Annotated in this window: 10 protein-coding genes and 1 pseudogene; 4 read left to right on the top strand and 7 right to left on the bottom strand. The window is 76.5% G+C overall.

Annotated elements, in window-relative coordinates; translation table 11 throughout:
• Positions 1-37 precede the first annotated feature (37 nt).
• The gene (locus AB0B41_RS29415) at positions 38-889 is read right to left on the bottom strand and encodes an LLM class F420-dependent oxidoreductase (RefSeq protein ID WP_358209023.1); all 852 of its coding nucleotides are present in this window, start codon (positions 887-889) and stop codon (positions 38-40) included.
• Between the two features lie 117 nt (positions 890-1,006).
• On the opposite strand from AB0B41_RS29415, the gene AB0B41_RS29420 reads away from it, so the two are divergent.
• The gene (locus tag AB0B41_RS29420; RefSeq protein ID WP_358209025.1) at positions 1,007-2,575 is read left to right on the top strand and encodes an FAD-dependent oxidoreductase; all 1,569 of its coding nucleotides are present in this window, start codon (positions 1,007-1,009) and stop codon (positions 2,573-2,575) included.
• The gene (locus tag AB0B41_RS29425) at positions 2,572-4,236 is read left to right on the top strand and encodes a bifunctional 3'-5' exonuclease/DNA polymerase (protein WP_358209027.1); all 1,665 of its coding nucleotides are present in this window, start codon (positions 2,572-2,574) and stop codon (positions 4,234-4,236) included. The genes AB0B41_RS29420 and AB0B41_RS29425 overlap by 4 nt, the downstream gene beginning before the upstream one ends.
• Positions 4,237-4,245: 9 nt before the next feature.
• Here AB0B41_RS29425 and AB0B41_RS29430 read toward each other — a convergent pair whose 3' ends face one another.
• The 6 genes and pseudogenes from AB0B41_RS29430 to AB0B41_RS29455 form a co-directional block, all read right to left on the bottom strand.
• Positions 4,246-4,749, bottom strand: coding sequence for a pyridoxamine 5'-phosphate oxidase family protein (locus AB0B41_RS29430; protein WP_358209029.1), 504 nt, complete (start codon positions 4,747-4,749; stop codon positions 4,246-4,248).
• A 41-nt stretch (positions 4,750-4,790) separates the two neighbouring features.
• Positions 4,791-5,648, bottom strand: coding sequence for an SGNH/GDSL hydrolase family protein (locus AB0B41_RS29435; protein ID WP_358209031.1), 858 nt, complete (start codon positions 5,646-5,648; stop codon positions 4,791-4,793).
• Between the two features lie 120 nt (positions 5,649-5,768).
• Positions 5,769-6,677, bottom strand: coding sequence for a spermidine synthase (locus tag AB0B41_RS29440; RefSeq protein WP_358209043.1), 909 nt, complete (start codon positions 6,675-6,677; stop codon positions 5,769-5,771).
• A pseudogene (gene speD, locus AB0B41_RS29445) lies at positions 6,666-7,013 on the bottom strand (adenosylmethionine decarboxylase); the annotation flags it as partial. The pseudogene speD and the gene AB0B41_RS29440, both read right to left, overlap by 12 nt.
• Before the next feature lie 176 nt (positions 7,014-7,189).
• A complete protein-coding gene (locus tag AB0B41_RS29450; RefSeq protein WP_358209033.1) occupies positions 7,190-8,305 on the bottom strand; it encodes a type III PLP-dependent enzyme in 1,116 nt (371 codons plus the stop codon).
• A 68-nt stretch (positions 8,306-8,373) separates the two neighbouring features.
• The gene (locus tag AB0B41_RS29455; RefSeq protein ID WP_358209035.1) at positions 8,374-10,920 is read right to left on the bottom strand and encodes a PEP/pyruvate-binding domain-containing protein; all 2,547 of its coding nucleotides are present in this window, start codon (positions 10,918-10,920) and stop codon (positions 8,374-8,376) included.
• 134 nt (positions 10,921-11,054) lie between these two features.
• Here AB0B41_RS29455 and AB0B41_RS29460 point away from each other — a divergent pair, with 134 nt between their 5' ends.
• Positions 11,055-12,215, top strand: a complete 1,161-nt coding sequence (locus AB0B41_RS29460) for a cobalamin-independent methionine synthase II family protein (RefSeq protein ID WP_358209037.1) — start codon at positions 11,055-11,057, stop codon at positions 12,213-12,215.
• Between the two features lie 17 nt (positions 12,216-12,232).
• On the top strand, positions 12,233-12,718 hold the full coding sequence (locus AB0B41_RS29465; RefSeq protein WP_358209039.1) for a pyridoxamine 5'-phosphate oxidase family protein: 486 nt from the start codon (positions 12,233-12,235) through the stop codon (positions 12,716-12,718).
• Positions 12,719-12,822 lie beyond the last annotated feature (104 nt).

Here is a 12,822-nt window from a genome sequence, read left to right on the forward strand (position 1 = left end):
GACGAAGTCTCCCACCGCGGTGATCGCCCCGCTCACGTCAGGTTCGGCTCAGACCGAGCTCCGTGGCGAGCGCGCGCAGGGCGGCGCGGTACTCGTCGTCCGGTGTGCCGGAGGCGGTGAGGATCTGGGCGGCGACGTGGTCGGCGCCCGCCTCGAGGTGCGCGTTCAGCCCGGCGGCGACGGCGGCGGCGTCGCCGTGCAGGACGAGCGCGTCGATCGTGCGGTCGCTCGCGGTGTCGAGGTCCTCCTCGGTGAACCCGGTGCGCAGCAGGTTGCGGCGGTAGTTCGACAGCCGCAGGTACGGGTCGCGGACCTTCGGCCGGCCGACGGTGCGGGCGTACTCCGGGTCGGTGGACAGGACGACCTTGTGCTCCGGGGCGAGCAGCGGGCCGTCGCCGAGGATCTCGCGGGCCTCGGCGGTGTGCCTCGGCGTGGTCAGGTACGGGGCGGCCCCGGCGGTGCGCTCCCCCGACAGGCGCAGCACCTTCGGGCCCAGCGCGGCCAGGGCGCGGCCCTCGACCGGGACACCGGCGGCGTCGAGCTCGTCGAGGTAGCCGACGATCGTGTCGTACGGCGAGCGGTACTCCCGGACGGCCTCGGGGTGCCCGATCCCGACGCCGAGCAGGAAGCGGCCGGGGTACGTCTTCCCGATGCGGTGGTACGACTCCGCGAGCTCGGGTGCCGGCGCCTGCCAGATGTTGACGATGCCGGTCGCGATCGCGATCCGCGTGGTCGCCGCCAGCAGCTCCTCGGGCAGCGCCAGGTCGGCGGGCGGGGAGCCGCCGATCCAGATCGCGCCGTAGCCGAGCGCCTCGATCTCCGCGGCGAGCTCTCCCGTGAGCTGGTCGCGGCGCAGCCAGATCCCGTAGCGGCCCAGGTCCACCGACATGCGTGCCTCCTCGTGTGGTCCGTCCGGGGGTGCTCCCCCTCGGCGCAACCCGGGTGCCCGTGCGCCGCATTCCTGTCGGGGGCCCTCCGTAGGCTTCCGGGTGTGAATCTTCGGGGCGTGAGTCGCACCCTCCCCTGGCGCCGGCGGCCGCAGGTCCTCGTCCCCGCCCGGCCCGACCTGCCCCGCCGGGTGCGGCCCGGCACGCGCGCGGTCGTCGTCGGCGGCGGGATCGCGGGCACGAGCGCGGCCGTGGTGCTCGCCGAGCGGGGGGTGGCGGTCACGCTGCTGGAGGCCGCGCCCACGCTGGGCGGGCGGCTCGGCGCCTGGCCGCACACCCTGCCGGACGGGTCGGAGCAGGTCGTCGAGCACGGGTTCCACGCCTTCTTCCGGCATTACGACACCTGGCGCGCGATACTGCGCCGGATCGACCCGGAGCTCGGCTTCCTGCGCCCGGTCGAGGGCTACCCGGTGATCTCGCGCCGCTGGCCCGCCGAGGACCTGGGGAACCTGCCGGCCGCCCCGCCGTTCAACCTGCTCGCGCTGTTCGCCCGCTCCCCCAGCCTGCGGCTGCGGGAGATCGCGGGGGCCGACGCCGCCCTCGGGTTCGCCCTGCTGGCGCACGACCCGTCCGCGACCGCCGCGCGGTTCGACGACCTGAGCGCGGGCGAGTTCCTCGCGCGGCTCGGGGTGTCGGAGCGGGCCCGGCAGATGCTCTTCGAGGCGTTCGCCCGGTCCTTCTTCTGCGACCAGGGCGGGCTGTCGGCCGCCGAGCTGGTGGCGATGTTCCACTACTACTTCCTGGGCAACCCGGCGGGCATCGGCTTCGACGCGCCCGCCGAGGACCACCTCACGGCGATCTGGGTGCCGCTGGCGGCTCACCTCCGCGGGCTCGGGGCCGAGATCCGGACCGGGGCGCGGGTGACCTCGCTCGAGCGCGCGGGGCGGGCCTGGCGGGTCCATGGTGCGGCGGGGCCGGTGGAGGCCGAGCACGTGGTGCTGGCCCTCGACCCCGGGGCGTTGCGGACGCTGCTGGCGGAGTCGCCGATCGCCCCGGACCTCGCGCGGCGGGCCGCCGCGGTGGCGGTCGCCCCGCCGTTCGCGGTCACGCGGCTGTGGCTGGACCGGGACGTGCGGCCGGAGCGGGCGGTGTTCAGCGCGGTGTCCGGCGAGGCCACGCTCGACTCCGTCACCGTGTACTCCCGGCTGGAGGGCGACTCGGCGCGGTGGGCCGCGCGCACCGGCGGGTCCGTCGTGGAGCTGCACTCCTACGCCTGCCGCGCGCCGGAGATCACCGGCGCCACCACGCGGATGCGGGCGGAGCTGGCGGCGCTGTGGCCGGAGACCGCCGAGGCCGGTGTCCTCCACCTGCAGGAACGGCTCGAGGCCACCGCACCCGCGTTCCCGCCCGGCACCGCGGGCACCCGGCCGGGCGTCGTCACCGACGCGCCGGGCGTGCGGGTCGCCGGGGACTTCGTGGAGTGCCCTTACCCCTCGGGATTGATGGAGCGCGCCGCGATGACCGGGGTGCTCGCGGCCAACGACGTGCTCGCGTCGGTCGGGGTGGGTCCCGAGGAGATCCGCGGGATCGCCGCGCGCGGGCTGCTGGCGGGGATGCCCGTGCACCGGCTCGGCCGGCTCGGGCGGGGCGGCCCGGCGGTGCCGCGCCCGGATCCGGCGCTGCGGTGAGCGCCTCGGGTCGCGTGGCCGCCGGGTCCGTGGAGGTGGCCGTGCGGGCCGCCCGGCTCGCGGTGCACGTCGACGCCGAGCGCGGTGTGGCGCTGGTGCACCCGCTCGACGCGGCGGGCGCGCCCGTCGACGCCGTCCGGGCCGTTCCCGTGCAGGAGCTCGACCTCGGCGGGCACCGGGCGGTGTGGCGCAACGCCCGCACGTACCGGACCCTGCTGGCCGCGGGCGTGCGCGCGGAGCGTGCGCACGACGTCGAGCTGGTCGAGGGCCTGCTCGTCGGCGCCGACGGGGCCCTCGGCGCGCCCCACGGCCTGGCCGCGGCGGCCGCCCGGCTGGCCGGCGAGCCCGTCCCGCCCGACGAGGAGCCCGAGGAGTCCGCCGACGAGCCGCCGGCCCTCTTCCGTCGTGCCGAGCCCGACCCGGCCGCGACCCTGGCCGCGGTCGTCGCGGTGCACGCCGCCCAGCTGCGGCGACTCGCCGCCGGTCCCCGGCTCCGCACGCTCGCCGCGGCGGAGTCGGCGGGCGGGATCGTCGCCGAGGAGATGCGCGCCGAGGGCCTGCCGTGGCGCGCCGACGTGCACGACGCCCTGCTCACCGAGGCGCTCGGGCCGCGCCCGCCCGGACACGGCAGGCCCCCGCGGCTCGCCGCGCTCGCGGCCGAGGTCGAGGAGGCGTTCGGGCGGCCGGTCAACCCCGACTCCCCCGCCGAGGTCCTGCGCGCCTTCGCCCGCGCGGGGTTCGAGCTCCCCAGCACCCGGTCGTGGGTGATCAAGCGGGTCGACCATCCGGCCGTCGCACCGCTGCTGGCGTACAAGGACCTCGCCCGGCTGCACGCCGCGCACGGCTGGAACTGGCTGCGGACCTGGGTGCACGAGGGGCGGTTCCGGCCCGAGTACGTCGTCGGCGGGGTGGTGTCGGGGCGCTGGGCCACCCGCGGCGGCGGGGCGCTGCAGATCCCGAAGGCCGTGCGGGCGGCGGTGCGCGCCGACGAGGGCTGCCGGCTCGTGGTGGCCGACGCCGCGCAGCTGGAACCGCGGATCCTCGCCGCGATCGCCGGCGACGCCGCGCTGGCCCGTGCCGGCGGCACCGAGCGGGACTCCGACCTCTACGCCGGTCTCGCCGCCGAACTGTTCGGGGCGGGGGTGCCGGACGGGCGGGCGAAGGCCAAGCTGGCGGTGCTGTCGGCGATCTACGGGCAGACGTCGGGCGACGCCGGCGCCCACCTCGCGCTGCTGCGCCGCCGCTTCCCGGCCGCGGTCGCGGTGGTCGAGGAGGCGGCGCGGGCCGGCGAGGAGGGCCGTCTGGTCCGGTCGTGGCTGGGCCGCACGTGCCCGCCGGCGCGGCCGGGCGACGAGGTGCCGTCCCGGGCCCGGGCGCGGGGGCGCTTCACCCGCAACTTCGTCGTGCAGGCCACCGCGGCGGAGTGGGCGCTGGTGCTGCTCGCGGAGCTGCGGACGATGCTGCGCCGGACCGGCAACCCGTCCCGGCTGGTGTTCTTCCAGCACGACGAGGTGCTGCTGCACGGCCCCGCCGCCGCCGCGCCGGAGGCCGCCGAGCTGGTCCAGGCCGCCGCGGACTCCGCCACCCGCACCCTCTTCGGCGCCACACCCGTCCGCGTCCCCATGCCCGCCCGGGTCGTGGAGTCCTACGCGGAGAAATAGCGGCCTACGTCACGGCTGCGAGGGGCCGCCGCGGCCGTCGCCGGCGATCTTGCGGGAGTCGTGGGTCTGCGGGTAGGAGATCGGCTCCACCCGGATCAGCACTCGCCGGGGGCTGTCGAGGAGCCGGAGCATACGGTCGGGATCGCGCGGCTGGAGGCGCCGGGCGAAGAGCGGGAGCACGGCGTCGAGCGTCGCCCGGTCGCGGTGCACCGTCGCCCGCCCGCGGATCCGCACCATCCGCCGGCCCGGCAGGTCCGTCCCCAGGTTGCTGATCACCAGCCCGACCCGCGGGTCCCGCTCGGCCGCGGCCGCGTGCGCGCGCCCGGTGACCGCCGTCAGCCAGAACGCGCCGTCGTGGAACAGGTGGCTCATCGTGACCCCGGCCGGCCAGCCCTCCTCGTCCGTGAAGAGGAACGTGCACTCCCGGGCCGCCTCGACCAGCTCGGCCCGGTCGGCCGCGGCCATCCGGGCCTGGTCCATGCCTTCGAGGTCCCGCTCGCCGACGCGCGTCACGAGCCGAGGGTAGGTCGTCGGACGGTCGTTTGGTAGGGCTCCTACGCGGCCGCCGGCACGGGCGCGCCGAGCGCCGCGAGGACCGCGGCCCCCATGGCCTCCATGCCCTGCGCGTTGGGGTGCACCGGCGCCGCCGGCGAGGTCGGCAGCAGGCCCTCGATCCACTTCACGCCCGGCAGCTGACACATGTCGTGCCCGATCGTCGGGGTGTAGGTGTCGACGTACGTCGCCCCGCCCGCGCTCGCCTGGGCGTCGAGCATCGCGTTGAGGTCCTTCTCGATCCCGCGCAGCCACGCGACGTCGCCCGGGCTGAACGGCACCACCGGGAAGCAGCCCGGCCCCTCGTCGGGCAGCAGCGCCGGGTACCCGACGACGGCGACGCGCGCCCCCGGTGAACGGGTGCCGATCTCCGCGAGCGCGGCGGCGATCTTCGGCGCCGTCTCCGCGATCCGCTGGTTCAGCTGGTCGCCGTAGAAGTCCCGGCAGGCGGCGCCGAGCGGCTGCTGCGGCGACCGGAGCGCACACTCCTGGATGATCTCGCCGAACCCGATGTCGTTGCCGCCGATGGTGAAGGTGACGAGGTCCTCGGTCCCGGTCAGCGCATCGAACTGGGCGGGGTTCTCGCCGAGGGTGACCTTCTGCGGGGCGGTGAAGTCCGCCGTGGTGGCGCCGCTGCAGCTCACGTCGACGAAGTCCGTCGCCCCCGTTCCCTCGGCCACCGCGGACGGGAAGTTGGAACCCGACCGCAGGCACCCGGCGGGCTGCCCGGTCTGCGGCGGGACGAGCGGGCCCGCGCTGTACGAGTCGCCGAGGGCGACGTACCGGCCGGCCTGCTCGGTGTCGTCGGCCAGGGCCGTGCCCACCGTGGCGCCGAGCGTGACGACCACGGCGGCGATCACGGAGACGGAGCGACACAGGGTCGGGACACGGCGCACGGGCGGCCTCCGGGGAGCGGGCGGGGCGGGGAGCGTCCGCCGGGGAGGCGGGCGGACGGCGCCGGGCCCGGCACCACCGGGACACTAACGAGATGATCGCGCGGCGGGATCGATCTCCATCCGGGTGAGTGAACGCCGCAGGCGCAGCGGGGGGACGAGCGCGGCCCGCAGCGACGCGGCGTCGAGCGTGGCGGGCGTGTAGGCCAGCCCGTCGAGACGGGCGGCGACGAGCTCGGCGGGCTCGCCGGCGGGCGTGTCCGGCAGCCCGCAGACGAAGGCCCACTCGTGCTCGGGGCTGCCGACGTACGCGCGGTGCGGGAAGACCGCGCCGAACCGCGCCCACGCCGCGCGGAGGGTGGCGTCGCGCCACTGCGCCGGGCTCCCGGCCTGGCTCACGACGACCCCGCCGGGCCGCAGCCGGGCAGCGCACCGGGTCAGGAAGTCGCCGGTGTAGAGCCGGTTGAGCTGGGCGCCGGGATCGTCGGGACGCTCGTCGGGCAGGTCGACGACGATCACGTCCCAGGTGCCGTCGGTCGTGTCGACGAAGGCGAGCCCGTCGTCGTAGTGCATCCGGACCGGGCCGTCGTGCGCCTCGGCGGCGGCGAGCGTGGCGGGCGTGTAGCCGTACGGCAGGTGCTCGGCGCAGAGCCGCACGCACTCCCGGTCCAGGTCCACGTGGTCCACTCGCCCGGCGCCGCACGCCACCGCGAGCTCGCTCACCACGCCCTCGCTCGACCCGATCACCAGCACGCGTTCGCGGCGCCCGGCGAGCAGCGCGGCCGGCACGAACAGCGCCTCGTGGTAGGTCAGCTGGGTGTGCTCGGCGCTCTGCCGCTCGCCGTCGCAGAACAGCGTGACGCCGTGCGCGGTGTCCGCGATCAGCACCTCCTGCAGTGCGGTGCGGGTGCGCACGCGCACCGCCTCGAGCTGCCAACGCCGGGTCAGCCCGGGCGAGATCGGCTCGTCCGCCCGTCCCGCGCCCCCGCGGTCCACGACCTCGACGGCGGCGTCGTCGGCGCCGAGGGTGAGCGCCAGCCGTCGCACGGCGTACACGGGGTCGGCACCGTCGCCGCAGGTGAAGACGTCGACGAAGGCCGACCCGAGCTCGGGCCAGGTGTGGATCGACGCGTGCGACTCGGCCAGCAGCGCGACGACCGTGACCCCCTGCGGCTCGAACGGCTCGGCGACGACCTGCCGCACGTCCGCACCGGCGGCCAGCAGCGAGGTGCGCAGCGCGTGCCGCAGGCCGTCGGCGTCGTCGAGCAGGGCGGGGTCGATGCCGCGCAGCTCGCCGAGGACGTGCCGGCCGACGGGATGGGACGTCTGCACGGGGCAGAACCCTAGGCCGTGTCTCCCGACCCGCCACCACCGCTCCCGGCGCCCACGCCGCCCCCGCCGGCGTTGCCGGGCCACCCGAATACGCCCGGTATGAGGGCGGCCCGGCGGCCTTGCCGGGAACAACGTGGATCACCGGGCCCGGCGGCGCCAGGTCGAGAGACACGGCCTCAGGCGAGCCTGGGCGCCAGGACGTGCACGGGCAGCGGGCCGAACCCGTTGAACCCGACCGAGGCGTAGCTCGCGGTGTACGCACCGGCGTGCAGGAGGTCGACGGCGTCGCCCGCGGCGAGATCCAGGGGCAGGGCGTAGGGCCGGCGGCGGTAGAGGACGTCGTCGCCGTCGCAGGTCGGGCCGGCCAGCACGACCGGCCCGGGCGGGCCGCTGCGGCCGGGCGCCCGCACCGGGTAGTCGATCGCCTCCCCCTCCGCCTCGGCGAGCCCCTGGTAGCGGCCGGCGTCGAGGTAGACCCAGCGGCGGTGGTCGATCCCGGGCCGCCGGGAGACCCGCAGGGCGGTGGTCCGCAGCACCCCTGCCTCGGCGACGAGCGCGCGCCCGGGTTCGAGGACGAGCCGGACGGCCTCGACGTCGCCGCCCGTGACCGCGTCGGCGACGGCCCCGTGGATCGCCTCGGCGTAGGCCGCGAGCGGCGGGACGGCGGCGCGGTAGCGGACGGGCAGGCCGCCGCCGACGTCGAGCACCGGGGTCGCGATGCCCGCCGCCCGCGCCACCCGCAGCGCGACCCGCACCCCCTCGCCGAACGCCGCGGGCCTGAGCTGCTGCGATCCCGCGTGGAAGGCGACGCCGGCGGTCCCACGGGCGAGCCGGGCGGCCTCGGCCGGGGTCGCCCCGAACTTGCCGAGGAACGGGGTCGCGGCACCGTCGTCGGCGACGAGGACGCGCACGAGCACCTCCGCGTCGGCCGGCAGGCCGGCGAGATCCTCCGCACTGTCCGTGACGAACCGCCGGATGCCCTGCGCGGCGGCGGCCGCCGCAGCACCCGGGCCCCGGACAGGGTTGCCGTGGCAGAGCCGGGCCGGGTCGGCGCCCGCGTCGAGGCACAGCGCGATCTCCTCGGCGCCGGCCACGTCGAAGCCGCTGCCGAGCGCGGCGAGCGTGCTCAGCACGTCGGGCTCGGGGCACGCCTTCACCGCGTAGAGGAACTCCGCGCCGGGGAAGGCGGCCGTGAGCTCGGCGTACCGCTGCGCGACCAGTCCGGCGTCGAGCACCAGGAAGGGCGTGGGTCGCGGCTCGGCGAGGAAGGCCTCCAGAGCGGGGGTGGGCACGGACCGATCCTCCCCGACGCGCCCGAGCACTCGTGAGTGGCAATCACCGCTATGGCGACCATCGCCACTCACAGGGGCAGGACGCGGCCCGCCGTCCCGTCGACGACCACCTGCTCCCCGGTCCTGATCCGCGCGACCGCCCCGGGCACGCCGACCACGGCCGGGATGCCGTACTCGCGGGCGACGACCGCGCCGTGCGAGTTCGCCCCGCCCATCTCCATGACCAGCCCGGCGGCGGTGAGGAACAGCGGCGTCCAGCCGGGGTCGGTCGAGGGGCAGACGAGGATCTCCCCCGGCTCGAGGTGGGCGTCGGCGGGATCGAGCACGACCCGCGCGGTCCCCTCGGCCACGCCCGCCGACGCCGGGGTGCCACGCAGCTCGCCCGGGACCGCCGGCGCCGCGCCGGGATCCGGGAGCGCCTCGGGCTCGGTCCCGTCCGAGAGCAGGATGCGCGGGACGTGCCGGCGCCGCCGTTCGCGGTCGTGCACCGCGCGCCGGGTCGCCACCAGCGCCCGCAGGTCGGCCCCGGCGAGGCCGGCCCGGCAGTCGTCCGCGGTGAGGTGGACGACGTCGCCCGCCCCGGCGATCCGGCCCTCCGCGGCCAGGGTCTCGCCGACGGCCAGGAGATCGGTACGCGCCGCGTCGAGCACGGTGACCAGGGCGAACTTCGGCATCTCGCGCAGCCCGGCGAGCGCCCGGGCCCGGCGCAGCAGCACCCGGACCGCGCGCCCGCGCAGGCCCCCGACCCGGGCCGCGAGATCCTCGGCGGTGCGTCCGGCTTCGGCCGCCGCGGCGGCGAAGACCCGGTCGGGGGTGCGGTCCGGGTCGGCGCGCAGGTAGCCGGCGAGCACGCCCAGCAGGTACGACGGGTCCTCGCGCCACCGCGGGACGCCGAGGTCGATCTCGGCGACGCTGCGGTGCCCGTACCGCCCGAGGAAGTCGCCCAGCCCGTCGGCCAGGACCGGCGGGGCGGTGCCGGCCTCGAGCGCCGCCCGCGCCGCGTCGACCGGCCCGGTGACGAGCGCGCGCGAGGGCGGATCCGCCGCGACCCGCCCGGCCAGGGTCCACAGCGCGAGGTCCATCTCGGTGGTGACGTTGTGCGGCAGCCCGCGCAGGACCGTCGACAGCTCCCCGGGCCGGGCCCGCCCGCGCAGCAGCGCCGCCGCGAGCCCGAACGCCACGAACCCCGCTCCCGCCACCGGGAACACTCGCGCGATCACCGTGGGCAGCTCACCGGCGAGCGTGGCCTCGATCCGGTCGAGGCGCGCGGCGGCCGGGAGCGGGGGCCGCGCCCCGAGCCGGTTCCGGAGGTCGGCGATCCCCGCCTCGACCCCGCGGCGGGCGCGGCCCGGCGCCAGCAACGCGGCCCCGAGCCGGGGCGGTATCCGGAACCGGGCGAGCACCCGGACCAGCGCGCGTGCGAAGCGCAGCCGCCGCCCCGGCACCACCGCGAAGGCCGGGTCGAGGAGGACCCGGCGCAGGACGGCCGCGGACCGCGCCTCCATGACGTCGAACAGGCGCGGGATCACGACCCGCCCGACGGGATGCCGGAGGGCCCCGGTGACGTCGACCAGCAGCCGCTCCCCCGCCACGAACAGCACCGGCGGACCCGCGCGAAGGTCGGGCACCGCGACCCCCCACACGCGGGCGAGGGCGCCGGTCATGACACGGAAGGCACTCTGCCCCGCGCTGGTGAGCGGACCCAGGACCCCCTGCGCCACATTGACGTTCAGGTAGATGCGTAGGCCGGGTGCCGGGTTGTCCGGCAGCGGGTAGAGCGTGGTGACCGGCCGCGCCTGCACCAGCCAGACCCGGTCCGTGCCGTCGACGGCCCACTCCAGGTCCTGCGGCTCGCCGTGCTGCTCCGCGACCCGCCGGCCGAGCGCGGCGAGCTCGCGGGCGCGGTCGTCGGACAGGCAGGGGCCCACGCCGCCGGCCCGGCGCTCGACGACCCGGCCGCCCGCGTCGAGCACCAGGTGCTCGGGATCGACCGTGCCCGAGACCACGGCCTCGCCCAGCCCCGGCGCCGCGTCGATCACCGTCTCACCCCGCCGGCCGGTGACCGGGTTCGCGGTGAACAGCACGCCCGCCGCCGCGGCCGGCACCATCCGCTGCACGACGACGGCGAGGGCGACCGCGCGGTCGTCGATCCCGTTGGCCGCGCGGTAGGCGACGGCGCGGTCGGTCCACAGCGAGGCCCAGCAGCGGCGGACCGCGTCGAGCACGGCCTCGGGACCCTCGACGTCGAGGAAGGTGTCCTGCTGGCCGGCGAAGCTGGCGTCGGGCAGGTCCTCGGCGGTGGCGGACGAGCGCACCGCGACCGGGCCGTCGGCGAGCGCCCGGATCTTCGCGGCGAGCTCGGCGGGCACCGGGGCGGACCGGACGGCTTCGCGCAGGTCGGCGGGCGCGGCGCCCGCGTCGAGCAGGGGCCTGACGACCGGGTCGGCCACGGTCCGGTAGGCCACGGTGGTGACGCAGCTGCCGGGCGGGACCGGGAAGCCCGCGCGGATCATCCTGCCGAGCGAGGCGGCCTTCCCGCCGACCAGCGCCGGATCGGCGGCCGCCGCCAGGTCGAGGATCCGTGGGCCGTCCGTGAGCGGCAGCGTGTGCGTCATGGCGCGCCTCCTCGTGCGTGGCTGGAGCGTAGTCCCGCCGCGCCAGGTTTTCAACAGCCGTTGAATAAGGCAGTTCGCGAGCGGGGAACGCCGCGCTCCCGCGGACCCGGCGCCGCTTCTACCGTCCGGGGACCATGCGGCGCAGCACGGAGCGGATCCTCACCACCCACGTCGGCAGCCTGGCCCGGCCCCACGACCTGCTCGAGGTCATGCGGGAGAAGGAGCACGGCCGCCCCTACGACGCCGACGCCCACGCCAAGCAGATCGCCGCCGCCGTCGCCGACCGCGTCCGCGAGCAGGTGGCCGACGGCATCGACGTGGTGACCGACGGCGAGATGAGCAAGGTCAGCTTCCTGACCTACGTCAAGGACCGGCTCACCGGGTTCTCCGGCAGCACCGGCGAGAAGCTGATGCCGCCGTCGTGGCAGGTGGAGATCGACGCGTTCCCGGAGTACTACGCCGGCTACCTCGGCAAGTACAAGGACACCGTCTCCCCCATGACCACGATGGTCTGCACCGGACCGGTCGGCTACGCCGGGCACGACCAGCTGCGCACGGACGTCGAGAACCTCCGCGCGGCGCTCGACGGGCTCGACGTCGGCGGTGCCGATCCCCACGAGGCCTTCCTGCCGAGCACCAGCCCCAGCGGCTTCGGCCGCAACGAGTACTACTCCTCCTACGCCGACTACCTCTCCGCGGTCGCCGAGGCCCTGCGCGAGGAGTACCTGGCGATCGTCGAGGCCGGGTTCCTCCTGCAGGTCGACGACCCGTGGCTGATCGAGTACCTCAGCCACGACGACCGCGCCGAGGGCCGCCGCCTCGCGGAGCAGCACGTCGAGATCCTCAACCACGCGCTGCGCGGGATCCCGGAGGAGAAGATCCGGCTGCACACCTGCTACGGGCTCAACCACGGCCCGCGGGTCCACGACCTGCCCTTCGCCGACATCGCGCCCGTGATGCTGCGGATCCGCGCCGGCGCCTACTCCTTCGAGGTCGCCAACCCCCGCCACCAGCACGAGTGGCGGGTCTGGGAGGACCTCGCCCTGCCCGAGGGGAAGGTGCTGATCCCCGGCCTGCTCGGGCACGCCAGCAACTACGTCGAGCACCCGCAGCTGATCGCCGACCAGATCGTGACCTACGCGGGTCTCGTCGGCCGGGAGAACCTGCTCGCGGGCGCGGACTGCGGCTTCTCCTCCCGCGCGACCTTCCATCCCGAGGTCCACCCGACCGTCGTCCGGGAGAAGTTCCGCGCGCTCGCCGAGGGCGCCCGGCTGGCCACCGCCCGTCTCTACTGATCGGTAATGTCCGGGCCATGACCGCACCCAAGACCCAGCGCCGGGGCCGGGCCATCGCCATGACCGACGACGAGCGGGACGCCTTCCTCGCCGAGGAGCGGACCGTCCGCGTGGCCACCAACGGCACGCACGGCCCGCACGCCACGCCGCTCTGGTTCCACTGGGACGGCTCCGCGATGTGGCTGACCTCGCTGGTCCGCGCACAGCGCTGGGCCGACCTGGACAAGGACCCGCGGATCGGGGCGGTGGTCGACGCGGGGCAGGACTACGACCAGCTCCGCGGTGTCGAGATCCGCGGCCGGGTGGAGCCGGTGGGCGAGATCCCGCGCACCGGCGAGCCGAACCCCGAGCTGGAGCGGGTCGAGCAGGCGTTCGCGGACAAGTACACCGGCGGGCACGTCGTGATCGACGGCCGGCACGCGTGGCTCCGGCTCACCCCGGAGAAGATCAGCAGCTGGGACTTCCGCAAGCTTCCGGGAGCGCGGCAGCAGCCCGGATCCTGACCCGCCGCTCCGCCCCCGGCGGGGTTCGAGCACCTGATGGTCGACGAGGATGCCGGTCGCCTCGCGGAGCACCGTTCGGCTCACGCCGTACCGCTCCTCGAGCT

The organism is Pseudonocardia sp. NPDC049154, from assembly GCF_040648315.1.
Taxonomy (GTDB): domain Bacteria; phylum Actinomycetota; class Actinomycetes; order Mycobacteriales; family Pseudonocardiaceae; genus Pseudonocardia.

Excerpts from the sequence above, each read along its gene's own strand:
- AB0B41_RS29415 (WP_358209023.1), bottom strand. The coding sequence starts at position 889 with ATGTCGGTGGACCTGGGCCGCTACGGGATCTGGCTGCGCCGCGACCAG.
- AB0B41_RS29460 (WP_358209037.1), top strand. The coding sequence starts at position 11,055 with ATGCGGCGCAGCACGGAGCGGATCCTCACCACCCACGTCGGCAGCCTG.
- AB0B41_RS29465 (WP_358209039.1), top strand. The coding sequence starts at position 12,233 with ATGACCGCACCCAAGACCCAGCGCCGGGGCCGGGCCATCGCCATGACC.
- AB0B41_RS29455 (WP_358209035.1), bottom strand. The coding sequence starts at position 10,920 with ATGACGCACACGCTGCCGCTCACGGACGGCCCACGGATCCTCGACCTG.